This window comes from Sedimentibacter sp. (assembly GCF_032080165.1).
Taxonomy (GTDB): domain Bacteria; phylum Bacillota; class Clostridia; order Tissierellales; family Sedimentibacteraceae; genus Sedimentibacter.
The window spans coordinates 354,161-379,999 of sequence record NZ_DAMASY010000002.1 but is presented as its reverse complement, the minus strand read 5'-3'; the positions used below and the strand labels follow the sequence as shown (position 1 = coordinate 379,999).

The 25,839-nt window shown below is 31.9% G+C and carries 27 protein-coding genes; 2 read left to right on the top strand and 25 right to left on the bottom strand.

The window, feature by feature from the left end; translation table 11 throughout:
- From RT412_RS04505 to RT412_RS04425, 17 genes are all read right to left on the bottom strand, one after another.
- On the bottom strand, positions 1–1,014 hold the full coding sequence (locus RT412_RS04505) for a M42 family metallopeptidase (protein WP_313345614.1): 1,014 nt from the start codon (positions 1,012–1,014) through the stop codon (positions 1–3).
- Positions 1,005–2,045, bottom strand: coding sequence for a M20/M25/M40 family metallo-hydrolase (locus RT412_RS04500; RefSeq protein WP_313345612.1), 1,041 nt, complete (start codon positions 2,043–2,045; stop codon positions 1,005–1,007). Before RT412_RS04500 ends, RT412_RS04505 begins: the two co-directional genes overlap by 10 nt.
- Before the next feature lie 138 nt (positions 2,046–2,183).
- Entirely contained in the window at positions 2,184–4,490 is a 2,307-nt protein-coding gene (gene ispH / locus RT412_RS04495; RefSeq protein WP_313345610.1) for a 4-hydroxy-3-methylbut-2-enyl diphosphate reductase, read from the bottom strand.
- Positions 4,491–4,494: 4 nt separating this feature from the next.
- On the bottom strand, positions 4,495–5,079 hold the full coding sequence (locus RT412_RS04490) for a lysophospholipid acyltransferase family protein (RefSeq protein WP_313345608.1): 585 nt from the start codon (positions 5,077–5,079) through the stop codon (positions 4,495–4,497).
- A complete protein-coding gene (gene cmk / locus RT412_RS04485; RefSeq protein WP_313345605.1) occupies positions 5,069–5,728 on the bottom strand; it encodes a (d)CMP kinase in 660 nt (219 codons plus the stop codon). Before cmk ends, RT412_RS04490 begins: the two co-directional genes overlap by 11 nt.
- A 124-nt stretch (positions 5,729–5,852) precedes the next feature.
- Entirely contained in the window at positions 5,853–6,719 is an 867-nt protein-coding gene (locus RT412_RS04480; protein ID WP_313345603.1) for a MurR/RpiR family transcriptional regulator, read from the bottom strand.
- A 4-nt stretch (positions 6,720–6,723) separates the two neighbouring features.
- A complete protein-coding gene (locus RT412_RS04475; RefSeq protein ID WP_313345601.1) occupies positions 6,724–7,263 on the bottom strand; it encodes a 2-oxoacid:acceptor oxidoreductase family protein in 540 nt (179 codons plus the stop codon).
- Between the two features lies 1 nt (position 7,264).
- A complete protein-coding gene (locus tag RT412_RS04470; RefSeq protein ID WP_313345599.1) occupies positions 7,265–8,092 on the bottom strand; it encodes a 2-oxoacid:ferredoxin oxidoreductase subunit beta in 828 nt (275 codons plus the stop codon).
- A complete protein-coding gene (locus tag RT412_RS04465) occupies positions 8,092–9,234 on the bottom strand; it encodes a 2-oxoacid:acceptor oxidoreductase subunit alpha (protein WP_313345597.1) in 1,143 nt (380 codons plus the stop codon). Before RT412_RS04465 ends, RT412_RS04470 begins: the two co-directional genes overlap by 1 nt.
- Positions 9,224–9,445: a 4Fe-4S binding protein gene (locus tag RT412_RS04460; protein WP_313345594.1), complete on the bottom strand. Its 222-nt coding sequence runs from the start codon at positions 9,443–9,445 to the stop codon at positions 9,224–9,226. Before RT412_RS04460 ends, RT412_RS04465 begins: the two co-directional genes overlap by 11 nt.
- A 190-nt stretch (positions 9,446–9,635) precedes the next feature.
- A complete protein-coding gene (locus RT412_RS04455) occupies positions 9,636–10,205 on the bottom strand; it encodes a class I SAM-dependent methyltransferase (protein ID WP_313345591.1) in 570 nt (189 codons plus the stop codon).
- An 8-nt stretch (positions 10,206–10,213) separates the two neighbouring features.
- Complete coding sequence (locus RT412_RS04450; protein ID WP_313345589.1) at positions 10,214–10,921, bottom strand: pseudouridine synthase; 708 nt, start codon at positions 10,919–10,921, stop codon at positions 10,214–10,216.
- Between the two features lie 72 nt (positions 10,922–10,993).
- The gene (locus RT412_RS04445) at positions 10,994–12,037 is read right to left on the bottom strand and encodes a D-alanyl-D-alanine carboxypeptidase family protein (RefSeq protein WP_313345587.1); all 1,044 of its coding nucleotides are present in this window, start codon (positions 12,035–12,037) and stop codon (positions 10,994–10,996) included.
- A complete protein-coding gene (locus RT412_RS04440; protein ID WP_313345584.1) occupies positions 12,027–12,407 on the bottom strand; it encodes a hypothetical protein in 381 nt (126 codons plus the stop codon). Before RT412_RS04440 ends, RT412_RS04445 begins: the two co-directional genes overlap by 11 nt.
- A 494-nt stretch (positions 12,408–12,901) precedes the next feature.
- On the bottom strand, positions 12,902–13,429 hold the full coding sequence (scpB, locus tag RT412_RS04435; RefSeq protein WP_313345581.1) for an SMC-Scp complex subunit ScpB: 528 nt from the start codon (positions 13,427–13,429) through the stop codon (positions 12,902–12,904).
- Positions 13,430–13,438: 9 nt separating this feature from the next.
- Complete coding sequence (locus RT412_RS04430) at positions 13,439–14,155, bottom strand: segregation/condensation protein A (RefSeq protein ID WP_313345579.1); 717 nt, start codon at positions 14,153–14,155, stop codon at positions 13,439–13,441.
- Positions 14,156–14,168: 13 nt separating this feature from the next.
- Complete coding sequence (locus RT412_RS04425; protein ID WP_313345577.1) at positions 14,169–15,326, bottom strand: D-alanyl-D-alanine carboxypeptidase family protein; 1,158 nt, start codon at positions 15,324–15,326, stop codon at positions 14,169–14,171.
- Between the two features lie 214 nt (positions 15,327–15,540).
- Here RT412_RS04425 and RT412_RS04420 point away from each other — a divergent pair, with 214 nt between their 5' ends.
- A complete protein-coding gene (locus RT412_RS04420; protein ID WP_313345574.1) occupies positions 15,541–16,092 on the top strand; it encodes a hypothetical protein in 552 nt (183 codons plus the stop codon).
- A gap of 55 nt (positions 16,093–16,147) precedes the next feature.
- Here RT412_RS04420 and RT412_RS04415 read toward each other — a convergent pair whose 3' ends face one another.
- Positions 16,148–17,533, bottom strand: a complete 1,386-nt coding sequence (locus tag RT412_RS04415) for a leucine-rich repeat protein (RefSeq protein ID WP_313345572.1) — start codon at positions 17,531–17,533, stop codon at positions 16,148–16,150.
- Positions 17,534–17,761: 228 nt separating this feature from the next.
- Here RT412_RS04415 and RT412_RS04410 point away from each other — a divergent pair, with 228 nt between their 5' ends.
- Complete coding sequence (locus RT412_RS04410) at positions 17,762–18,235, top strand: sigma factor-like helix-turn-helix DNA-binding protein (protein ID WP_313413101.1); 474 nt, start codon at positions 17,762–17,764, stop codon at positions 18,233–18,235.
- A 178-nt stretch (positions 18,236–18,413) separates the two neighbouring features.
- Here RT412_RS04410 and RT412_RS04405 read toward each other — a convergent pair whose 3' ends face one another.
- From RT412_RS04405 to recN, 7 genes are all read right to left on the bottom strand, one after another.
- Positions 18,414–19,583 carry a phosphopentomutase gene (locus RT412_RS04405; protein ID WP_313345710.1) on the bottom strand — a complete coding sequence of 390 codons (1,170 nt, stop codon included), beginning with the start codon at positions 19,581–19,583 and terminating at the stop codon, positions 18,414–18,416.
- A gap of 96 nt (positions 19,584–19,679) precedes the next feature.
- Positions 19,680–20,555, bottom strand: coding sequence for a tyrosine-type recombinase/integrase (locus RT412_RS04400; protein WP_313345567.1), 876 nt, complete (start codon positions 20,553–20,555; stop codon positions 19,680–19,682).
- Entirely contained in the window at positions 20,555–21,136 is a 582-nt protein-coding gene (locus RT412_RS04395; RefSeq protein ID WP_313345564.1) for a hypothetical protein, read from the bottom strand. The genes RT412_RS04400 and RT412_RS04395 overlap by 1 nt, the downstream gene beginning before the upstream one ends.
- Positions 21,137–21,197: 61 nt before the next feature.
- Entirely contained in the window at positions 21,198–21,722 is a 525-nt protein-coding gene (locus tag RT412_RS04390) for an NUDIX hydrolase (protein WP_398438887.1), read from the bottom strand.
- Positions 21,723–21,974: 252 nt separating this feature from the next.
- A complete protein-coding gene (gene spo0A, locus RT412_RS04385) occupies positions 21,975–22,769 on the bottom strand; it encodes a sporulation transcription factor Spo0A (RefSeq protein ID WP_313345561.1) in 795 nt (264 codons plus the stop codon).
- Positions 22,770–22,943: 174 nt separating this feature from the next.
- A complete protein-coding gene (gene spoIVB / locus RT412_RS04380) occupies positions 22,944–24,032 on the bottom strand; it encodes a SpoIVB peptidase (protein WP_313345559.1) in 1,089 nt (362 codons plus the stop codon).
- 137 nt (positions 24,033–24,169) lie between these two features.
- Positions 24,170–25,834 (bottom strand): DNA repair protein RecN, encoded by a 1,665-nt coding sequence (recN, locus tag RT412_RS04375; protein WP_313345557.1) that lies wholly within the window; start codon positions 25,832–25,834, stop codon positions 24,170–24,172.
- Positions 25,835–25,839: the final 5 nt, after the last annotated feature.

Here is a 25,839-nt window from a genome sequence, read left to right as displayed (position 1 = left end):
TTATTCCCCTTTCTGATTATCTAATACAACTAATTTAGCTAATTGAACAACGCTGTTATAATCATTTATGCTTGCAACATTTACCGATGAGTGAATATATCTGCATGGAATGGATATAGCTACAACCTTGGAGCCGTTCTTTGCTTTATGAATCGGCCCTGCATCATTACCGCCTGCAGATGATTTTCTTAACTGATAAGGTATATTATTTTCTAATGCGATTTTTTCTACTTTTCGAACCTCATCTATATCATAAAGCGTGGAACTGTCCATAAGGGAAATTGTCGCTCCCTTGCCTATTGAAGTTACTTTTGAGTGATCTTTTACTTCGGGCATATCTGCAGAAACTGTACCTTCCAACACTATACTGAAATCAGGGTCTAAGCTGTATGCTGCAGTTTGCGCCCCTCTGCATCCAACTTCCTCCATAACGGTGAATACTCCATAAAAATCTGCATCCAATTTCATGTTTAAAAGCTCTAACAAAGCGCTGCAGCCGGCACGGTCATCCAATGCCTTTGCTTTTATTAAATCTTCTCCGAATTCTACATAATCGCTTTTAAACGTTATATAATCGCCTATGTTAACAAGCTTTTCGGTTTCCGATTTTGAATCTGTACCTATATCTATATATAGCTTATCAATAGGGATTGATTTTTCTCTTTCGTCATGCTTCATTAAATGAACGGCTTTTGAACCGATGACTCCGGTAATTTTATTTTCGCCGATAATCACAACCTTTGAATTTAAAACTCTTTGGTCTATACCACCGACTGCCTGGAATTTAATAAAACCGTCGGAATCAATGTGCGATACGATTAAGCCTACTTCATCCATATGAGCGGCTACCATTATAGTTTTGTTTTTTTTGCCTTTATTGTGTGCTATAACATTGCCAAGTTTATCAACATAAAAATCGCAATCTATTTCTTTTAATTTATTTTTTATATAATTTCTTACTTCATATTCATTTCCTGATACGCCGGAAAGTTCAGTTAATTCTTTTAAAAACATAATATTTCCTCCAAATCAGAATTATCAAGTTCATTGATGAATCGGGCTATTGCCTTGCCTGTAGTTTCCACATCCTTTAAACTTATTGTTTCTACGGATGTATGCATATATCTTAATGGGATTGACAATAAAATACAAGGAACGCCTTCTCTGTTTATTTGAATACCTTCTGTATCGGTGCCTGTTGCAGCCGGTGCTACTTCATATTGGAAAGAGTAATTATAATTATTACAAACCTCAATAAATTTCTTTGTAAGCTTTGGATTTAATCTTCCTCCTATACAAACAGCAGGACCTTTTCCAAGCTGTGGTGCATCTGAAGGCATTTCAGGAGCTTTTCCATGAGTAACATCTAATGCAATAGCTATATCCGGATTTATTTTATAGCTTGCAGTAATGGCTCCCCTGTATCCTGTTTCTTCTTGTACTGAGGCAGTATAATATATATTACTTTTATGAGATAATTTTTTTAATTCTTTGGCTGCTTTTAGCATAACAGCTACGCAAGCCCTGTCATCAAAGGCCTTTGCGGTTATAAAATCACCCTGTAATGATACCAATTCTCTTTTTACGGTTGCAATATCTCCTACTCTTATTAATTTTTCAAGTATTTCTTTTGGATAACCTGTATCTATGTACAGTTCATTTAATTTTAATGTTTTATCTCTGTCTTCAGCGGGTGTCACGTGTGGCGGCTTGATTCCTATTATTCCAGACACGTTTTCTTTGCCGTAAATAATTACATCTTGAGCAACTAAGGAAGCAGAATTTATTCCTCCGACCTGAGTAAAGCTTAAGAAGCCGTCATCCAATATTTTAGTTATCATTAAGCCGATTTCATCTATGTGTGCTGAAAGCATTATTTTGGTATTACTTGTTCCGTTGGATTTAAATATGTAGCTTCCGATCTTGTCCTTTTCATATGTATCCGTATATGGTTCGAAATATTTAATTAATTTGTCGCCGTTAATATGCTCAAAACCGGAAACAAATTGTGTCTGGCATATGTCAATTAAAAATTCCTTTAGCATTTTACCCTCCATAACTATAAATTTACTTTCTAATTAGTAATTGAAAAACATAGAGAAAAAGCAATTGTTTGCGACTTAAATCAATCGCTCATCAATTGCTTATCTATCGCTAATTAACCGCTAATCTGTTGTATTAACTTACTTTAACAAATCCTCAAGAGCATCACCTATAGATTCGCCGATAGTAAAGTTTGTTTTTTCCGGCGTATAAGATGCCACATTATCATTATTTGTAGATTCATCGCCTTTATCTTCCAATATAAATGTCAAGCTTAGAGTTTTGCCCTTATTATCAATTCCAAGTACTTTAGCATCCTTTACTTCGCCAACTTTAACTACTTGTGCAGGTGTTCTTAATTTTTCTGTTGATACCCTTGCTATCGGAATAAAGCTGTCAATGTTTCCATTAACGTTCACATGTACTCCGTCTAATAAAATACGAGTAATTTCAACAGATATTACATCATCTTTTTTGATGTTTTTAGTATAAACGTCAAAAGGATGTTCAGTTAATTGTTTTAATCCCAAGCTTACTTTTCTGTCTTTTCTAGTAATATTTAAGATCTTAGCAGTTACCTCCTGACCTTCCTGTAATACATCTGTTACTTTTTCAGTTCTGGCCCAGTCAAGATCCTTAATATGAAGAAGGCATTCTATTCCGTCTATATCAACGAAAGCGCCAAAATCTACGATTCTTGTAACCTTGCCGGTTACTACATCACCTTTTTGATGCTTATCTAAAAATAATGACCAAGGACTTTTTATTGTTGCTTTGTAGCTAAGTGAAAGCTTTTTATTTTCTTTATCTATACTTTTTACCTTTACACTTATTTTGTCGCCTGTCTTAAGAACTTCAGAAGGATGTTTAATTCTTGTCCATGCGATTTCATTAATGTGAAGCAATCCATCTATACCGTTAATTTCAACAAATGCACCGTAATCCTGGATATTTTTAACTACACCTTCATATATTTCGCCTTCTTTGATATTTTCCCAGACTTCTTTATCTTTTATTTCTTTTTCTATTTTTTCAACAGCTCTTGATGTTAAAACTAATTGTCTTCTTCCTTTGTTGTTTTTAGTTTCTAATACATTTACTTTCAGTATTTTACCAACGTATTCTGACGTATCAACATTTCTTTTTATAGAAATTTGATTTCTTGGAATAAATCCTTTAATTCCTTTTACTTTTCCGTAAATACCGTATTGTGAAGCTTCAATTATAGTTGTTTCTATTACGGTATTTTCGTTTTTCATTTTTTCAAGCTCATTCCAGATTTTATTTTCTTCTAATGGTTTTCTTGTTAATACTACATTTCCGTCCTGGTCTGATACTCTCAGTACCTGAGCTTCAATTTCGTCTCCTTCTTTTACCATTTTCGTTAAATCTGTAACCTCTGATAAGGAATATTCGTCTCTCGTAATAATTCCGTCTGATTTATAATTGATGTTTACAGAAATGGCTTCAGGATTTACATATATAACGGTTCCTTTAACTCTTTCACCAGTTCTGATATAAGATACTCCACCATAGTTTTCAAGCAATTCGTGCATAGAACCCACGTTCTCTTGCTCGTTTTTTTCAACCTGTTCATTCATGTTGTTATTTAGGTTTTCCAACATATTAATAACCTCCTCAATTATCCTGTCAGGAGCTGATGCTCCTGCGGATACTCCCACAATAGTATTTTTATCAATATAGTTATAAGGTATTTCCTTATAATTTTCAATTAAGAATGTGTCAGGGCAGATTTTTTTACTAAGTTCATACAATTTTTTTGTATTTGAACTGGTCCTGCTGCCTACAATAAGCATTACATCACATTTTGAAGCAAGCTCAACGATCGCTTCCTGCCTTTTTCTTGTTGCATTACATATGGTATTATGTATTTCAATATTTAAGTATTTTTTTTCTTCTATCAAATCAACAATCTTTTGAAATTCTTCGGTGTTAAATGTTGTTTGTGATACAAGACAATACTTTTTACTAAAATCAATTTCAATATTTAAAAATTCTTCTGCGGTGCTTATTACTGTTGCTTCATTGTTGCACCACCCTAATATTCCAAGAACCTCCGGGTGATTTTTGTCACCGGTAATTATTATATTGTATCCGTTATTTTTAGATTCTTCAACTATTTTATGTATATTTTTGACTTTTACACATGTAGCATCAATAAAATCAACATTTTTTTCATTTAATTCATCAATAATTTGCTTTCCTACTCCGTGAGCTCTGATTAATAATCTTGCGTCATTTTTATCCGGTATATTATAAACTATTTCTAAACCCTTATTGCTTAATTCTTCGATGACATCTTTATTATGTATTATTTCACCATAGCTGTAAAGCTTTTTTTCATTATCAAGTGTTTTATTTGCCTTATCTACGGCTATTTTTACACCTGAGCAGAAACCGTTATATTCAGAAATGATAATTTTCATATTATTACCTGTCTTCCAATTTGTAAATATTTCTTAATATTTCTTTGCCTATTTCAACATATTTCTCAGTACTTGCTTTTCCGTCAAAATTTTCGAAATAATTTATTTCTTCGCCGAAAAATATTTCAATTTTGCCTCTGAATTTATATGTTCCTTTTATATAAAAAGGTAAAATATTAACCTTCGCTTTATTTGCGATAAGAGCTATCCCCGGCTTAGCATTGTCTTCATTATATTTGAGAACTCTTGTTCCCTCAGGGAAAATTCCAAGCACCTTTTTTTGATTAAGCACATGTAAAGAACTTTTAATAGCTGATAAGGATATTCCATGTCTGTCAACCGGGAAAGCCCCCAAGCTTTTAAAAATAAATCTCAAAAACTTATTTTCAAATAATTCTTTTTTACCCATAAAGTGAATTTGACGTTTTGAAGAAACGGCTAATATAACAGGGTCAATCATTGATATATGATTACCGCAAGCAATTAAGCCGTCTTTTGTGCCATTAATTCTTTCAGCGTTGTGTACTTTTAAATCAAATACGATAAATACTAAAAATTTAAGTATAGCAACTATTATTTTATAAAACATTACGTCCTCCGATGATGTCAGCTAACTTATTTACTGTTTCTTCTAAACTCATATCTGAGGTATCTATTAAAATAGCATCATCAGCTATCTTTAAAGGAGAAATTTTTCTTGAAGAGTCCTGTTCGTCACGTTTTTTTATATCTGTAAGAATATTTTCAAAAACGACGTCCTTGTTGCTTGCAACTAACTGATTATATCTTCTGACAGCTCGTACTTCTTCAGAAGCCGTAACAAAAAACTTATAATCGGCATTCGGAAAAACAACAGTACCTATGTCTCTTCCGTCTAATATTACATTTTTATTTTCTGCAATTTTTCTTTGTAAATCAACCATTTTATTTCGAACGTTACCTAAAGCCGATATTTTGGAAGCATTAATAGATACTATTTCATCCCTTATTAAACATTCCACATTTTGACCGTCTAAATAAATATTATTGTCATAATAATCTACTGTCGTTAAATTAAGCATTTCATTGATTTTATCAGAATTTTCTTCATTTATATCAATTTTGTTTATGTATGCCTTATATGCTAAAGCTCGATACATTGCACCGGTATCGATATATTCAAAGTTAAGTTTATTGCTCAGTAATTTTGCAACAGTACTTTTACCTGCTCCCGATGGACCGTCTATTGCAATTATCATATTTTTATTCCTCACATACTATTGAAATTAACACTTTATTATTATATATTAAATTGCAGAATATAACAACAAGTTTTTTGTGTACGACAAAGGGGGACAAAGAACCATCCCCCTAAAGTTTTCGTTATTCATTTTGGTAAATGCTATGGTTATCCCAAAGCTGTTCAAGCTTATTGTAGTATTCAACTATGTCGTCTTTTTCCTGAAGACCTATGTTTATAATCAAATTGTTTATTAAGCTGAGAGGTACAACTAATGAATCAATAAATGAAACTATATTGCTTTTTGCCAAAAGTGAAATATCAGCAAGATTATAAACCGGCGAGGACTCTGTATCGGTGATTGCAACAATTTTAGCATTGCGTCCCTTGATGAACTTCGTTGCTTCAATAGTTGTTTTTGAATATCTCGGATAGCTTATAACAATCAAAACATCTGTTTCTTTAATACGAATAATTTCCTCATAAAGGGAATTTACACCACTGTTATTTAAAACTTTAACGTTATCAAGTATTACATCGAGATAAAACCCAAGGTAATTAGACAATGTTGATGAAGTTCTGAGGCCAAGTATGTATACCTTATTAGCGTTCATGATTAAATCCGTTGCCTTATCAAGCTCTTTGGTGTCTATCGTTTCATACAAGCTTCGCAAAGTATTCATTTCGTTTTTAAGTATCCTTTTATGAAGCTTGTCTTTATCATTGACAATATCACTGTCTAAACTTATTCTTTGGACTGTCGTCAGCTTGTTTTTAATTAATACTTGAAGGGCTTTTTGTAATTCAGGGAAACCTGAATATCCAATGGTACTTGCAAATCGCACTACTGTTGATTCACTGACATCAACGGTTTCCCCTATTTTAGCGGCAGTCATAAATGCTGCTTTATCATAGTGGTCAATTATAAATTGAGCTATTTGCTTTTGTCCCTTGCTGAATTTATAGTAATTACTGTTTATTAAGTTGATTAAATCATTGCTGTTACTCATAAAATCATCCTTTTATTAATTTAATACCCTCTTCAAAAGCATCTAAGTTTTTATTAACGGTAACGGGAGGAACTCTGTGTGTAATTGAATTAATCATTACATCCTTACTGATAACATCCTCACCGATGAGTGCATATAATGCACCTACAGAAATTATATTAGAAACCATGCTTGTTCCTAACTTGCTTTGAGCCGTTTCTAATATAGGCAGCTTATAAATTTTATAATCAGCATCCATATTAACATTAACACATTCATCGACTATAAGTATACCATTTTTATTTAAAGTTGCAACATATTTATCATAAGAACTTTGTGTTAGACATAATAAAATGTTTGGTGTAACTACTTTTGGAAAGTTTATTTCGTTTTTACTGATGATAACTTCTGCCTTGCTGGCCCCTCCACGAGCTTCAGGACCGTAGGATTGAGTTTGAATGGCATTAATTCCTTGTTCTATTGCAGCATCAGCCAAAATTATGGCTGCAAGTATAATTCCCTGACCTCCGGAACCGCTTAATCTAATTTCTATTTTATTAAACAAACTAATCCCTCCTTAACTCTTTGAATTTATCAACAATTACCTGATAGCTTTCAGTGTATTCAGGTTTTGGTTCATTGAAAAATTCGCCGATTAAAATTTTATTTTCGCCTTTTTCAGGATTTTTTTCAACAACCTTTAAATCTACACAATTATCTTTAAAGAAGTTATGCATATTAAAGGCATTACCTTTTTTGTTCTTTCTTCCGTAATATGTCGGACATAGACTTAAGCCTTCTATAAAAGAGAAACCTTTATTTTGTAATCCTTTTTCAACAAGCTTTTGCATTAAAGGTGTATGATAAGCGGTTGCCCTTCCGACAAAGGTTGAACCCGCTCCCTTTGCCAATTTACATAAGTCAAACGGAACATCAATATTTCCGAATGGGGCAGTAGTGGCAAAATCAGCGGTTGGTGTTGTCGGAGAATATTGTCCTCCTGTCATACCATATATATTGTTATTAAATACGATTGTTGTAATGTCTATGTTCCTTCTGGCAGCATGAATTAAATGATTACCGCCTATTGCAGAGCTGTCGCCGTCTCCCATGATTACAATAACGTGAAGTTTGGGATTTGCCATCTTAATTCCGGTGGCAAAAGCAAGGGCACGACCGTGAGTTGTATGCAGAGTATTAAAATCCATGTATCCTGGCGCTCTTGAAGAACATCCTATACCTGAAACTACAACGACGTCATCTTTATTCAGTCCTAATTTATCTATAGCTCTGACTACAGCATTCATCAATGTTCCGTGACCGCATCCGGGACACCATATGTGAGTTAATTTTTCTACTCTGTAATATTTTTGTGTAATGTCGCTGCAATTCATTATTTTTTACCTCCTGTTACGGCATCAATAATTTCCTGTGGAGTAATCAATTCTCCGTTTACTTTATTAATTTTGTTAACTGTACAGTTCTTGCATGCAGCTCTTTCAACTTCTAAGCTATATTGACCCAAATTCATCTCAGCAACATATATTTCTTTTACTTTTTCTGAAACGCTTTTAATCTGTTTTTCTATGAACGGCCAAATGGTTATAGGTCTGAACATTCCTATTTTAATACCTTTTTCACGCATTTCATCCACTGCACTTTTTGCAGATCTTGATACTCCGCCGTAAGCAACAATTGCTATTTCGGCATCCTCCAATTTATATTCATCATAATAAGATATATCGTCTATATTTTTTTCTATCTTGTCTACTATTCTTTGTATAAGCTTACTTGAAATTTCATTGTTATTAGTCGGAAAGCCGTCTTCGCCGTGGGTTAATCCGGTTACGTGATAGCGGTAACCTTCTCCGAAGGATGCCATTTTAGGTATCATGTCTTCATCAGGCTTGTATGCCACATATTCTTCGGAACTGCAAGTAGGTTTTTTTCTGTCTAATATTTCAATTTCTGATAAATTTTTAAATTTTAACTTTTCTCTCATGTGGCCTACGGTTTCATCCATTAGCATAACAACCGGTGTTCTGTATTTTTCTGCTATATTAAATGCTTTTATCGTATATTCGTAAGTTTCCTGTACTGAGTTTGGAGTTAATGCAACTGCAGGATGGTCTCCGTGAGTTCCCCACTTTGCCTGCATAACATCACCCTGTGCAGGTGAAGTAGGCATGCCTGTAGAGGGACCACCTCTTTGTACGTTTACAATAACGCAAGGTATTTCAGCAATTGCCGCATATCCGATATTTTCCTGCATTAATGAAAATCCCGGTCCGCTTGTAGCAGTCATTGATTTTAAGCCGGCAAGTGAACCTCCGATAATTGCTGCTATACTTGCTATTTCATCTTCCATTTGTATAAATTTGCCGCCTATTATAGGTAATTTTTGAGCGGATATTTCAGCTATTTCAGTTGATGGTGTAATGGGATATCCTGCATAAAATCTCATGCCTGCCGCTAATGCTCCTTCAACACATGCTTCATTTCCTTGAATTAGTTTATAAATATTATTATTGCTCATTTTCTTTTCCTCCTGCTGTAATCCAAATAGCGTTATCTGGACATCGTAGCTCGCATTGACCGCAAAAAATGCATTTTTCCGGATAAGCAATTATGCATTTATCATTTTCGATTATTAATGTCTTTGTAGGACAAAAGCCTACACATACTCCACAGCCCTTGCACCAGTCCATATTTTGCAGAAGCACTTTATTATCATTTTTATTAGACATATAACATCCTCCTCTATTCCACTCCCTATCCTTATGATACCACAAAAAAAAAGCTTTGCAAGAAATATTTCAACAAATTGATTATTTGCAGGAATGAATTCATTATATGCAAAAACAATAAAAGAAAACGTATTACTTTAATAATAATTGTATGTAAAACAATAAAAATGCAGGACAGTTTTTTAACCTATCATGCATTTTTTTCTACGATGAAAATTTCTGGAGGACTGTTTGCTTTATTAATTAAGCTGATGTGAAGCACATTGTATTCAGAATTGTTTAAGTCAGTTAAAAATTCAGAGATTTTCGTATATTCCTCTCCTGTGTCGTGAGTAATATATGCGGTTATGTATATCCTTCCGTTTGTATTTAATAAGGAGAGCATGCTATTAATTGCAGCAACCGTCGTATCTCCGTCAGTTCTTATTTTTTTATCAGATTGCGGCAGATATCCTAAATTAAATATGCATACATCAAGAGAAGAAATATATTTATTGATAAACTCGTGGGAGTCGTTAATAATTTTGTAGTTGACGTAGTCCAAGCTTCTTTTCAATAAGTCATTTGTTCGTTCAATTGCCTCTTTTTGTATATCGAAACCAATAACATGACCCGTCTTGCCTGCCACATTACATAAAAACAATGTATCAAATCCATTACCGCAGGTTGCATCAACTAAATTTAAATTGTCCTGACCCATGTAGCTCAGCTTGATTAATGTATGAATAAAAGAAACTATTTTTCCGTACTTATCATTCATTAATTTTATTACCCCTTTTTAAGAAAATTAATTTCGTTATTGCTTAAATATGCCCATTCACCTGACTTCAGATTTGCTAAATTTATCTCACCAAATGATATTCTCTTTAAGGACAAAACAGGATGACCAACTGCGTCCATCATTTTTCTGACTTGTCTGTTTTTCCCCTCATAGATACTTATTTGTACAGTCGATTTATTATCTTTAAGCTCAATTAATTTCGCTTTTGCCGGGGATGTTTTATAATCCTCTATATGTACGCCGGTTCTAAGCTTTTGCAAGCTTTCTTCACTGACTTGTCCCCTGACGTCTGCTATATAGGTTTTATAAATGTGGTACTTTGGATGCATAAGCTTGTTTGCAAGCTCTCCGTCGTTAGTTAATAATAAAAGTCCTGAGGTATTGAAATCAAGCCGACCTATAGGATAAATCCTTTCTTTTACATTAATTAAATCCAAGACGGTCTTCCGTCCAAATTGGTCCTTAACCGTAGTTATATAACCTGTGGGCTTATTAAGTTTAATATAGACAAACTCATTTTTTTCGGTAATTCGTTTGTCGTTAACAGTGACAATATCCTTATCAGGATCGATTTTAGTACCAAGCTCGTTTATTGTTACACCGTTTACTTTAACATGACCGTTTAAAATCAATTCCTCTGCTTTGCGCCTTGAGGTTATTCCGCAGCTTGCAATATATTTTTGTAATCTTTCCAAATTAAACTCCTGTATATTTTTTCTGCTTACATTATATTATATATTGTTATTTACTGCAAATAAGAAAAAAACTTAGTAATTACTTACTAAGCTTCCGGTATGAATTAATTCATCACCTATATAAACTCTAAATGTACCGCATATGTTAGTTCGCCGATTATTTATAATGTGTGGAACGGTAATTTCGCTTTCGAGTCTTATTTTTTCTTTTTCTTCATCGGTTAGTATATAACTGAAGCTTCGGTCGATAAAGACAGGTGTTCCGTCCGTTGTCCTGCCTGCAAATTGTCCTTGTTCAACTATTTGATAGCTTTTATAATTTTCAAATGCCCAGTCAAATATTTTATAGCAGTCCTGAAACCAATTGTTATCGTTAAGTACAACTGCAATAATTTCAGTACCATCCTTTTCTGCAGATGCAACCAAGCACCGCCCTGCTGCTTTGGTATAACCAATTTTAATGCCGGTTCCGTATTCGTATTCATAAACTACTTTATTTTTGTTATAAAGATAAGTATTTAGGCTGTCTGCCTTATATTTCTCCGCAGAGGTAATTTCTTTGAATAGTTCATTTTTTATTGCATGGCTGCTGATTACCGCTAAATCATATGCAGTTGAATAATGATTATCGCTGCTTAATCCGTGAGGATTTACAAAATTACTGTTAAATGCGCCTAATTCTCTTGCCTTTGTGTTCATCATTTCGATGAATCCGCCATCATTTTTACTTCCTGCAAATTCTGCCAAGGTTTGTGCAGCATCGTTACCTGAACGCAGCATTGTACCATATAACAAATCTATAATTGATACCTTTTGATTTGGTTTTAAGTATATGCTTGAACCTTCTATTCCCACACAAGAAGACGGAACTTCAATTTTCTTATTGTAATCCTCTATATTTTCAATAGCTAAAATTGTTGTCATTATTTTTGTTGTACTTGCTATAGGTAATTTCATATTCGGATTTCTTGAACCTATAATTCGTCCTGATTTTGCATCCACCACTATGTATGACTGAGCGTAAACCTCAGGTATTGCTTCTGCTTTATAAATAAAGCTGCTATATAATAAAAAGCATGATACTAATAATAAAATTTTAAATCTCTTATAAATCACAATCTCTTTTCTCCCTTATTTCCTTTATGAATGCCATTATATTTAATATTGAAGACGTAATATCACCTGCAGTTGTTTCATTGTTAATATTTATTGTTCTCACGTCTTTATTATTTGTTTCATAAATCAGAATTTGCGGATTCAACTGTAAATTAACGTAAGCAGCTCCTGCAAAGGGCTTAAGGTCGACACTTCTGAATTTCTTGTCAATATCACTTCCTCCTATTACAAAATTCATATTAAGTTTGGAAATGGCAAGATAATTAGTATTATCATAGGTAATCTTGCTGCTTATAAGTTTTTCATTTTCAGTCAGATTATTGATATTATCTAAGGTTGTTTTTATAATGCTTTCAATATCGTTACTCATGGTATCCCCTTTCAAAGTTATATTTACATAATAAGTATGCCCTGAATTCAGGAGAAATATAACTAAATCATTGAACGGCGAGCAAGACCTTATTGAATTCATATTCGAAGCAAAGGTCTTTTGATTATTTTATTGACTATTGTAAATTCAATAGCAAAGGATGATAAATTATCGAAGCATTCGGGATAAATAAATATGTTGTTAATTATAAAAAATTTTCTGATCTTAGCTAATTTCTTTAAATAAGGAAAATATTTTTTTGTCTTGAAATCTTCGTATCTCTTTGAAAATTTACTTATAAAATCAAGGTAATAAATTTTTTTGTCTAATGTATATATTTTTTTTAAAATACTTAAACTTATATACAATCTCAAATAAGAGTAGGTCAAATTTATTTTGCATCCTATCCTAAGATTGAAATAAATAAAAAATAGTCCCCCAACTATAATTAAAATTATCCATATTCCCATTAAAACAAATAAAAGCAACGGTTGCTACGTTGCTTTTTCCTCCTCGGACTCAATATTTAAGCTTGGAAGCTCCTTTATGGAATTCAAGCCGAAATGTCTCAAAAATTCGTCAGTAGTAGCGTATAAGGTTGGTCTTCCCGGTTTATCCAGTTTGCCGACTTCCTTTATAAGCTCTTTGTCTAATAAACCCTTAACTACATTTGAGCATTTAACTCCACGAATTAATTCTATTTCAACTCTTGTTACCGGCTGCTTGTAAGCAATTATAGACAAGGTTTCCATGGCCGCGGTAGACAGGCTTTTGTTAACCGTCGTTTGAAGCAGATTTTGAATATACATATAGTTTTCTTTTTTCGTAGCTATTTGATATGAGTTGCCAAATCTTTGTATGATTAAGCCGCTATCCTTGTTATTAACCGAATGTTCAATCATTTCATCCAATATATCGGAAATATTTCTTTCCGGAGTATCTAATATTTTTGAAATTTCGCTTAGACCTAACGGTTCTCCCCATGCAAAAAGTAAGCTTTCCAAAACACTTTTAATGTTCATTTTCGTCTCCTATGAAAGTATAATTATGTCGCTGTATGTATCGTCTTGAAATATTTTAATGCCGTGCTTGTTTGAAAGCTCTAAAACTGCCAAAAATGTCGTTATAACATATTCCTTGGTTATTTGTTCAACTTCCTTAAATGTCGAAAATAATGATACACGGCCGTGAGTTTTAAGCTTTTTCAACAATGAATCAACACAATCTTTAACACTGTAATTTTCTCTGTAAACCTTAAGCTTTTCTTCGTCTACTACTTTCAAATTTTGATTTTTCAAAAGCGACATAAAAATATTGTACAACTCATAAATATTTAACTCATTTAATGAAAGCTGCTCAACCTTTACGTCCGAAGTTATTGCTAACTCTTCTCTTGGCTTAGAATAATAATAACTGCTTTCATCTTCATATTTTTTAAGTTTATCAGAAGCTTCCTTAAACAATTTATATTCCAAAAGTTTATTTATTAGATCTGTTCTTGGATCCTCTTCCTTTTCCTTTTGAGGAAGCAGCATTTGTGATTTAATTTCAATTAACGTTGAAGCCATCAAAATAAATTCACTTGCTACATTCATGTTAAACTGCATCATTTGGTTTAAATATTCTATATATTGATCTGTAATTTCCGATATGGGTATATCGTAAATATCAATTTCTTTTATTTCAATCAAATGATAAAGTAAATCAAAGGGTCCTTGAAATACGTTTAAACTTACGGAATAATCCATTGTTCAACCTCAGTTACTTAATATAATTTTTTAAAAAATTCTTGTGGTAAAATTTAAATAACCCTTCTTTTTCAATGTTTTTTTCAGGATAAAGCTCATATTCACCAAGTAGTTGACCATCCTTGTAGAGAATTGCTTTTCCTATTGCTACATCTTGATTTAATGGGGCTTTTAATTTTTCATCTATTACATATTCTAAATTAAAATCCTCTGCCTTGCAATTACTTTCTGTAAAATAATTTATATTTTCTTTGCTTACTACATTAAATGTTTCTTCCTTTCCGCAGTAAACCGGAGAAGTTGTTACTAATTCGCCCTTTTTATGAAACAATATATTTTTGAAGTTTGCAAAGCCCTCGTTTAACAGCTTGGTAGTTTCATTAAATCTGACCTTGGTATTGTCGCAGCCTAAAACAACTGCTATAAGTGTTGTATCATTTCTTCTTGCCGATGCTGATAAACAATATTTTGCTTCTGTTGTATAACCTGTCTTACCTCCTAAAAGACCTTCATAATTATTTATCAATCTGTTTGTATTAACCAATACTTGTTCTGAATCCTTTTCCTTGCCTACATATACGGAATCCATCCATGTTAACAGATATGGATTTACATAATTATATTTAAGTAACTCTTTAGACATTATAGCAATATCATTTGCTGTTGTTAAGTGCTCCGGCTCAGGCAATCCGGTAACATTTACAAAATGTGTATTGTTCATGCCAAGCTCTTTGGCTCTGTCATTCATTGCTTTAACACAGCTTTCAACAGAACCATACATAAACTCTGCCATAGCTACAGAAGCATCATTAGCAGATCTCATTGATATTGCTTTTAACATATTTTCTACCGTCTGAGTTTCATTTGCTTCTAAGTATATCTGGCTGCCTCCCATACCTGCTGCATTTTCCGATACAGTCAGCTCCTGGTCAAGAGTTATTTCACCGTTCTCCATTTTCTCTGAAATTAAAACTAACAGCATTATTTTAGTAATACTTGCCGGCTGCATTTTATCATGTGCATTTTTTTCAAACAATATTTTACCGTCATCAGCATTGATTAAAATAGCTGCTTTTGACTGTAAGCTTTCAGGTTCAATTCCATATACAGGTACTATCATTAAATTCAAAATTAACGCCATTAAAAAAAATATGGCTATTTTTTTCTTCATAAAAACTACCTCCTTTTTATGAATTATAATAACCATATTTGGTTGAGTTATACAATTGTCTTGCTTTCACGGTTCATATTTTTAATTATAATTTTTTTATAGAGGTTTACTTTTTGAAATAAATAATCTTTTTATATAATGTAAGACAAATTAATACGGTTATGATTAACAACCAGTATTGATATGTCTTGAAAAAATATATGGAGTGATTAATATGGGTTATATAAGTATAAATATCTCAATGGATGTAAAACAATATTATCAGAACGAAGAAGATTGGAAAGATTTAGTATTAAGAACAGGCGACGAAACATCTACCATAGGCAAATCAGGATGTGGTCTTACTTGCGGTGCTATGCTGGAAAAAAAATCACCGAAGATGCTATATGAAAATTATAATATGAAGGATTTGTTATGTGATTGGACTAAGCTTCCCACATATAGCATATCTCACGAAAGTGTTAGAGATGCTGAAGATGCTGCTTTCAAGCTTTTTATCCATGTAGTGCTAAATAAAAAACCTATTATCTTATTTGGGGATGATGGTGAAGGAACAGATTATAGCACGCATTTTGTAATTATTCGAGGATTTCAAGGTAAAGTAGCTGTTGATCCTGATGGCAATTATTTCCCTGCAGATTCAAGTCTTGCTCCATTTAAGGTTTATGATCCTTCAACTGTTCCTGGTTATGGAAATGCTACAAATGCTGATGAATTTAACAATAGATTTCCAATTAAGAGTTTTAGAGTTCCTACAAAAAAATAAGAAAAAATAATAGAAACTAGAAATAAACGGCTGCCTTTTAACAGCCGTTTATTTCTTAATTATTTTGGAGCCTTATTTGAGGTTCAAGCCACTTTTCGTCCGACAGCAACTGTTCAGGTAGGCTGCTTATAAAGTCCTCTTTAGTTAGTTGGTTTTCTGCGAAACATGTTGTCATATAGTAATCTCCGTTATGAAAGTCTTCAGATTTAAGGTTTGTCAGGTTTTTCAGCGAAGGGAGTGATGTCAGCTTGTTTTTTCTTATGTTAAGGTATTGAAGATTCTCCATTCCCTTAAACACAGTATCATCAATATATGCAATTTCATTGGAAAAAACATCCAGATATGTGAGATTTTTGAGTCCTTCAATATAATCATGGGAGAATTGCGACAGTTTGTTTTCATGAAGATACAGTCGCTTCAGACTGCTTAGATTTGAAAATATGCCGGGCGGCAATTCTGTTAGGTTATTCCTGCCGAGAGACAATTGCTCCAAGCTATTTAAATATAAAAAAGCGTCGCTCATCAGTTCGGACAGAAGGTTGCTTTCAAGTGAAAGTATTTTCAAGCTTGCAGCATCTTTAAAATCAATTTTATCAATCTTCGCAATAGCGTTATTATGCAAATTTAGCTCCTGAATATCAGGAAAACTGGTAAAGCTGATGTCTTGCAATGAACGTATTGAATTGGATGATAAAGTAAGCTTTTTAAGGTTCGGAATATTGGATACATTAAAAGATTTCAACTGATTGCTTGATAATTCCAATTCATTAAGAGAAGAAGCACCTGCAAAAGCATCTGGCTCTATGTTATTTATCTTGCTGGTATGTGCAGTAATTCGTTCAAGCTTGGTCAGTCCATCAAACGTATTGTTTTTTATACTTTTTATTTCGTTGTTGGTTAAACGTATATATTTTAAGCTGACGAGCCCTTCAAACAATCCTTTATCAAATTCAAAGTATAAGGCTCCGTCTAACAACAGCTCTTCAAGCGAATTTAAATTTTGTATTTGTATGTTATCCGGATTTTTAAAATTACTGCCGGATAAATCAAGCTCCTTTAATTTATTTAGGTTTTTGAGACTGATTTTCTCCATATTGTTATGGTTTAGTTCCAATTTTTCCAGATTTCTGAGGTTTCCAAGAGATTTATAGTGAATTGAAATAATATTGTTTTCACTTAATTTTAATTCTTTTACATCAGACAGGTTCAGCTTATCCAAGCCTTCTATAGTAGATATGTTTAGATTCCAAAGATTAAGCTCTGTCTCTCCTACAAAATCATCCCTAAACAGTGCATCCTTTCCGGAAATAGCCAGCAGTGCATTATATAGGTTTTTGTCAGGTATTCCATTTTTGTTGTTCTTTATCTCCATGCTTCCGCATCCTGAAACAGTCAATAATAATACAAATATAATAATAAAAAGTTTTTTTTTCTTTAACATAATTCCTCCAGAATAGATTTTATATTTATATATAAGACGATAATAACATATGAAAAGTTCCAATATTTACCGGACTTATATTAAACTACCCCTATTTTCTAAATAATCGACAGATTTCTCGCTAATTTGCTATATATACAATAGAAGGCAGAATTTAAAAATCTGAAGATAGGGATTGAGTGTATTGGAATATTTGTATCTGCACAAAACAACAATGAAGAAAGTAAGTTGTTATTGATAGAAAAGTTCAGAAATACTATAAAATATTATTCCAGAAAACTGAATTATGAATGCGCAGAAACAGATTTGAATATTTTTTTACTGACACTAATGAAAACTCTAAATTTAAGCAAGTTAAAAAAACTTGAAGAAAAAGCTTTTGAAAAGTATATTTATCTAAGTATAAAACATGAATACATTCGGCTATCTAAGAAGAATTTTTATATTAATTCTCATGAAGTATTGTCTGATATTGATATTATTGATTATATAGATCAAAAACAATTGGAATCGCCTACAAAAAATATAGAAATTATAAATACGCTTAACTGTTTAAGTAAAAAGCAAAAAAGAGTTTTTACATGTATTTTTATTTATGGTTATTCAGATACTGAAACTGCACAGATAATCGGAGTAAGTAAACAAGCAATAGGCAGGATGAGAAAAAGAATAGCAGCAAGAATAAAAGAAGAAAATAATTAAGAAAACTTTTAATACTATGCCTAATATATATTAAGCATAAATCAGTGTCCTGTTTGATAGACACCGATTTATGCTATTTTTAATAAAGTACACAAATGCTTCCGGCTACGTAAATACAGCTATCCGTAAATAATGCATTTTGTCGAATAAATATATATTTTGGCTATTTCCTGGATAATCACTTTAATATATTTCCTGCTGCACTGTTTCCGGCAGTTTTATTCTCTATTTTTAATAATTCAAGTATTGTTTTGCCTATGTCTGCAAAGGAATCAAGAATTCCAAGGTTGTTATTTTTCTTAATATGCTTCCCGTAAAATATTAACGGTATATATTCTCTTGAATGGTCAGTGCTTTCTGTTGTCGGGTCACAGCCGTGATCCGCTGTTATAATAAGAACATCATCATCCCTTAAGCTTTCAATTATTTCAGGAAGCTTATCATCAAAATATTTTAAGGCATCAGCATAACCTTCAATATTGTTTCTGTGACCGTAAATCATATCAAAATCAACAAGGTTGGTAAATATAAGCCCTTTAAAATCTTCTTTAATTGCTTCTATGGTTGCTTCTATGCCTTCTTCATTGTTATGAGTATGGTTTGATCTTGTTATTCCCTTATTTACAAATATGTCTTCAATTTTTCCGATTGCAAAGACCTCCATATTGTTGTTCTTTACATAGTCAAGCAATGTATCACTTGGTGGAATTAGTGAAAAGTCTCTGCGATTTCCTGTTCTCGTATAGTTGCCTTCCGTTCCAATGAATGGTCTTGCAATTACTCTTCCTACTCCATGCTCTCCGTGAAGCAGTTCTCTTGCGATTTCACAAATTTTATACAATTCATCAAGAGGCACTACATCTTCATGTGCTGCAATTTGAAATACGCTGTCTGCAGAGGTATAAACTATCAAGCTGCCTGTTTCAACATGCTCCCTGCCAAGTTCTTTAATTATTTCTGTTCCGGAGGCAGCATAGTTGCCTATAGTTTTTCTTCCTGCCCTATTTTCAAATTCTTTAATTAAATCTTCCGGGAAACCATCAGGATACGTCGGGAATGGGTTATCTAAAATTATGCCGCTGATTTCCCAATGCCCTGTAGTAGTATCCTTCCCCTTTGATTGTTCATTGCATTTAGCTATTGAGCCGGTATATGAATCTGTTTTTTTAATGTCCTCAAAGCCGTCAATATTTAACAGTCCTAATTTCTCTAAGTTGTGAAGTGAAAAATTATTTATATTTTTATATATGTTTTTTAGTGTATTACTGCCTACATCACCATAATTGGCAGCATCGGGAAGCTCGCCTGCTCCTACACTGTCAAGTACTATCAAAATTGCTCTGTTTATCATATCAATAACACTCCTTTGTTCTATTTAGTCTAATAAACAATTGCTCGTCCATCTCTAATCAATCGTTAATCAATTGCTCATCCATTGCTTATATTATACTCTCGGGAATGCTTTTTTAAACACTTCCAGTGATTTAAATTCTATGCTGTTTAAATAGTTTTGAGCTGCTGCTATACTGTTAAGTCCCATTAATTCCTGTATGGTCCCTAAATCTGCACCGTGGGATAACAGATGCACGGCAAATGAATTCCTGAGTATTTGAGGTGATAATTCCTTGCTGAGATTTAATTTCTTTTCGTAATATTTAAGCATTTTCCAAATACCCTGTCTTGAAATCGGTTCACCGGTTATATTGACAAATAAAAATTCATTTTCGTCGCTGCACCTCTTATGTCTGAATTTATCTACATAATTATTGATTGCATTTCTTGAGTATTGACTCAATGGCAATATTCGCTTTTTGTCTCCTTCGATATTTATGATATTAGCATTTAAATTTATATCATTTATTTTAATGTTAATAAGCTCTGTAACCTTAATTCCGGATGAATATAACAGTTCAAGGATTGCACTGTCCCTTGCACCCTTAAAGGAATTGACATCCGGCAGTTCCAATAATAAATTGACTTCCTGTTCAGTTAAAACCGAAGGTGTTTTTTTAATCTGCTTTGGACTATGAATGCTGATGGCCGGGTTGTCAGTAATAAGTTTGTCCCTTTTTAAGAATTCAAAAAAATTCTTCAATGATGATATGGTTCTTGCGATGGTTGAAGAACTTTTACCTGATTTTTGGAGATTAACAAGGTAAGTTAATATATGTGCTTTTTTTGTATTAGCTATATTTATGCTATATTCCTGGTTTATGTAATTATCAAAGCTGTTTATGTCATAGATGTATGAAGAAATAGTATTAACGCTTAAATTTTTTGAATTAAGATATGCTCTATAATTTTCAATATTTTTATCCATTATCTCACCAACAATCTGCTTAATATTAGTATATAATAACTATAACCTATACTGTACACAGTTACAATCAAAAGATATATTAATGATAATTTAATATAACTACTTATAATTATATCAAATTTACGAGTAATTTGCTCTAAGTTTTTTGTCTTTTTTGTATATTTGGATATAGTGCTTGAAATAAATGTAAAATAAAAGAGAAGCGGAAAAAATATAAAATAATCAGTAAATGTAAGTACAAAGTATAATACATCCATTTTTAATGTTCTGATTAAATATATAATTGATAAACCGAAATATACAGAAATCAATCCAAACAACCCATTTATTATTTTACTTTGTCCTATTATAGTTAATAAGATTATAGCTATGAAATAAATGAGATTTCTTTTTATAGTAACTACAAAAATATCTCTTACATTCATTGTGCTTATACTTTCGTAATTTATATGAGTAATGTTGCCTTGTCCGGTTATTATATAGATAAATGAAGAAAGTATAAGAGACAAAATAAATATAGCCAGTAAAAATATAAATCTTTTGTTCTCTGATGAAATTAATTTCTTTAGTGTATTGTTCATAAAAAAACCTCCTGAAAGCTTTATATAATATATGCTTGTTCAAGAGGTTTAATTATTAAATTTATGAATTTATCCAGTGAAGAATACCGATTATTGTCTTACTATCTAATATTCTGCCTGTTTCCAACATTTTTGCTGCTTCTTCTTTATTTACTGCAATTGTTTCTATACATTCATCTTCATCTAATTTAGTAGATGCGAATAATAAATCTTCAGCTTTGAATAAATAAATTTTTTCGTTTGTAAAGCCGGGCGAAGAATAAAATTCACAGACTTGTTTGATTTTTTTTGCTTCATATCCGGTTTCTTCTTTTAATTCTCTTAAGGCGCCTTCAACGGGTACTTCAGCTATATTCAATATACCTGCAGGCAGTTCGAACAAAAAATCCTCAACAGCTTTTCTGAATTGTTTAACCAATAATATTTCTCCATTTTCATTTATGGCTACAATGGCAACTGCGTTTCTATGCTCTACTATCTCACGCTTGGTATATTTTTGTTTCTCAAGCTCAACTGTATCTACTCTTAAATTTATTATTTTACCTTCAAATATTTTTTCACTTTTTACGGTTATTTCAGTATTCAAAATTGCCTCCTGTAATTCTTGCAATTTTTTATCTTCTTTGCAAAATTATTTATTATCGTGCTTATTGTAATAATAATAAATGTTTTTGTCAAGCTTATTTATGCCCTAACCCCATTTTTACGACCGAAGGGAGAGAAAAATGGCGGTAGGTCAAATACACTGAATTCCCAATTTATGCGATGTAAGGAGCAAATAAATTGGTGAATGAGACTGTTTACGGAATACCCTATAGAATTGAACTATTAAATAAATTTATGATACCTTTTGCTCTAAACGAAGTTTATCAGCTATCATTGCAATAAATTCCGAATTTGTCGGCTTACCTTTATTGTTATGTATTGTATATCCAAAAATATTGTTGATGGTTTCAATTTTGCCTCTTGTCCATGCCACTTCTATTGCATGGCGGATAGCTCTTTCCACTCTGCTTGGAGTAGTATTGTATTTAGCTGCTATCATTGGATATAACTCTTTAGTTATAGCACCTAAAATTTCTATATTATTAACAACGTCTATAATTGATGTTCTCAAATACTGGTAACCCTTAATATGAGCAGGAACTCCGACCTCATGGAGTATGTCGGTTATTTTAACTTCAAGTGATAATTCAGTGTTAACCTTTTCATTATAAACCATTTCTTTGTTTTTATTTTGTATTTTTGATGATTCCAATTCAGAAATTTGTAATAATCTTTCTGAAAAAGACTCAAAATTAAATGGTTTTACTATATAATAATCTACCCCCATATTAATTGCTCTTTGTGTAACCTTATCATGACCTACTGCAGATAATATAATAACCTTCGGGAATTTTTTCAATTCTTTTTTATGCAGCTTCTCTATTACTCCCAATCCATCCAAATGAGGCATGATAATATCCAATATAAGTATATCAGGTTCATGCTTTTCTACAGCTTCCAACGCTTTCAAGCCATCATCGGCCATATCCACTACATCAAATAAACTTTTACTTACTAAAAAATCTTTTAAAATTAACCTAAATTCCTTATTGTCATCAGCAATTACTATTTTTATTTTTTTCTGCATAATGATACCCCCTAATATATTCACTATATATATAATACGCACATATAACAAAAATCCCTTTTTTTATATAAAAAAATTTTTTAATTTTTGTATTATTTATATGTATATGATGATTTTACAATTTTATACTAAAAAAAAGTCACCTTAGAGCTAAAATTCTAAGATGACATAGTTTTATTGATTATTTCCGTATATTTCATCTAATATCCATTCGATATAAATACCATATCCTTTTGTCGGATCATTCATAAATACATGTGTTACGGCTCCTACAATTTTATTGTTTTGAATAACCGGGCAACCGCTCATCCCCTGTATTATGCCGTTTGTTAATTCTAATAGTTCATTGTCTGTAATTTTTATGACGAAGCTTTTTTCTCCGGGCTTATTTTGATAAAATACTTTGGTTATTTCTACATCATATGCTTTGATTTCATTATTTACACATGAATATATTTGAGCCGGTCCTAATCTTATTTCTTCCTTTTTTCCGATCTCTATCAAATTATTGCTGAAAAATCCTAAGCTTTCTTTGTTAATGTTACCGTAGATTCCAAAGTTGGTATTGTTTTCTACTGTACCAAGTTTATTTTCATTATTTAAAATATAGCCGATTATTTCTCCGGGCTCCCCTTTTTTACCAAGCTTGATGTTAGTAATATTGGCTTTAGAAATGGTACCTGACTCTATATCAATCAGCCCGGTATCTGAATCTGAAATACCGTGTCCGATTGCACTGAATTTGCCTGTCTTAGGGTCAACAAAGGTAATTGTTCCTATACCAGCTATATCATCTCTTGCCCAAAATCCAAACTTAATATTATCATTTTCCAAGGTTCTCACCGGAGTTATATTAAAATTTAATATTTTTCCTTCTCTTTCCACTGTAAAACTATAATCTTTAATACCATTATCCTCGGTATATTGTAATATATCATTAATTGTTTCTATATTTTGTGAATCTATGGTCAATATTTTATCTCCTATTTCCATACCTGAAATTTTAGCCGGAGATACTGATATTTCACCTGTGCTGATGATGTCTGCCAAACCAACCACTAATACACCTTTTGTTTTTAATTCTACTCCTATGGTTTGACCGCCGGGAATAATATATTTGCCGCCGGATTCTATAACTTCATTTCCATTCATTTTAGTAAAAATATATGGATTTGTTTTTAAATCATAGCCGAAGTAGACTGCTGTCACTAAAATTGCAATAAAAAAAATAAAGAATAAAACTCTTTTAGCGAAATTTTTCATTTTGCACTCCTTCAAGTTTTATCTTTAATTTCTCCATATAATGTTTGTATTATACTACTGTCTTATATTTCACAAGTACCTTTTTTGTGAAAAGATAGAATATGTTGCGGCGTATAAACAATTTTATTCAAATCAGATTAATGAAATGCTGCGCTTGAATCTATTAAATCTTTTGCATTGTTTAATGATTTTTCCGTTACTTTCATACCGCTTAACAATCTCGCTATTTCATAAATTTTATTTTCTTTATTTAATTTATTTACGATACTGTAAGTATTATTATTAATAATCTTTTTTTCAATTAAAAAATGATTTTTTGAAATTGAAGCAATTTGAGGTGAATGTGTAACACAGATTATCTGGTGCTTTGCAGAAATGTAATTCATTTTTATACCTGCCATCTGCGCTGTTTTGCCGCTTATTCCGGTGTCAATCTCATCAAATACCATAGTTTGAGTGCTTTCTATATCACTGACTATTTTCTTTAAAGCAAGCATTATACGTGAAGCTTCTCCTCCGGAAACAACCTTTTGAACAGAATTTAAATCACTGCCGACATTGGTAGAAATTAAAAACTCTACATCATCGACACCATCGTATGAATAATTTTCTTTCTTATTTATTGCAACCTTAAACTCAATATTTTTCATATTTAAATCATCAAGTTCATTCAATATTTCCGTTTCTAAAATTTCAGCAGCTTTTTTTCTTTTATCAGAAATCAAATTAGAGCACTCTTCAATCTTCTTATTATGCTCTGCTTTTTCTTTAATCATCATATTTAAATTCGATTCTGCTTTTAACAGTATATCCAATTCTTCATTTGCAGATTCTCTGTACTCTCTAATTTTTTCGACCGAAAAACCATATTTTCTTTTTAAGCGGTTTATCAGAGACATTCTTTTTTCAATAGTGTTTAATTTTTCACCGTCAAAATCTAATCGCTCTGAATAATCGTTCAAATCATAATTGAAATATTGTAATTCTTCCAATAAAATATCAAGCTTAGAAATAAAATCAGCTAAAGAATCATCATATCCTTTAATTTTATTAAGTAAATTGTAAACGCTGTTTAAGCTGTTATTACTTAATATGTTTTTAATTTCAAATAATGAATTTTGTATCTCCTGAATGTTTGAAAGCTTCTTAATCTGCTTTAAAAGCTCTTCTTCTTCAAATTCATTTAAATCCGCTTCGTCTATTTCATTAATTTCAAACTTAAGCTGCTCAATTTTCAAGTCTTTATTGTTTAATTTACCTTGTAAATTTTCAATTTCTTTTATTATTCTATTATACTCTGTATATAGGTTATAATAAGTTTCAAGAATTGGAGCTAAATCCTTTTGAATCAAGCTGTCTAATAAAATAATATGATTTTCTTTTTTAAATAAGCTTTCATGACCAAATTGACCGTAAATATCGATTAAATAGCTTCCTGCTTCTTTTATAATGCTTAGCGGCACAGTTCTACCGTTAATTTTACTGATGCTTTTGCCGTTTTCATATATTTCTCGCGAAATTATCAGATAATCCTCGGCATTCATTTCGATATTATTATTTTGTAAAAAACTATAAAAATCGCTGTTGTCAGATACATCAAAAATTGCTTCTAACAAAGCGCTTTTTTTCCCTTTTCTTATTAAATCCTTCGAAGCTCTTTCACCTAATATTAAAGATAATGCTTCAATTAAAATTGATTTACCCGAGCCTGTTTCTCCGGTAAATACATTAAAGTCGCTGTCAAATTCTATGGTTTGTTTTTCAAATACCGCAAAATTGCTTATATTTAAAGTCAAAAGCATTATAT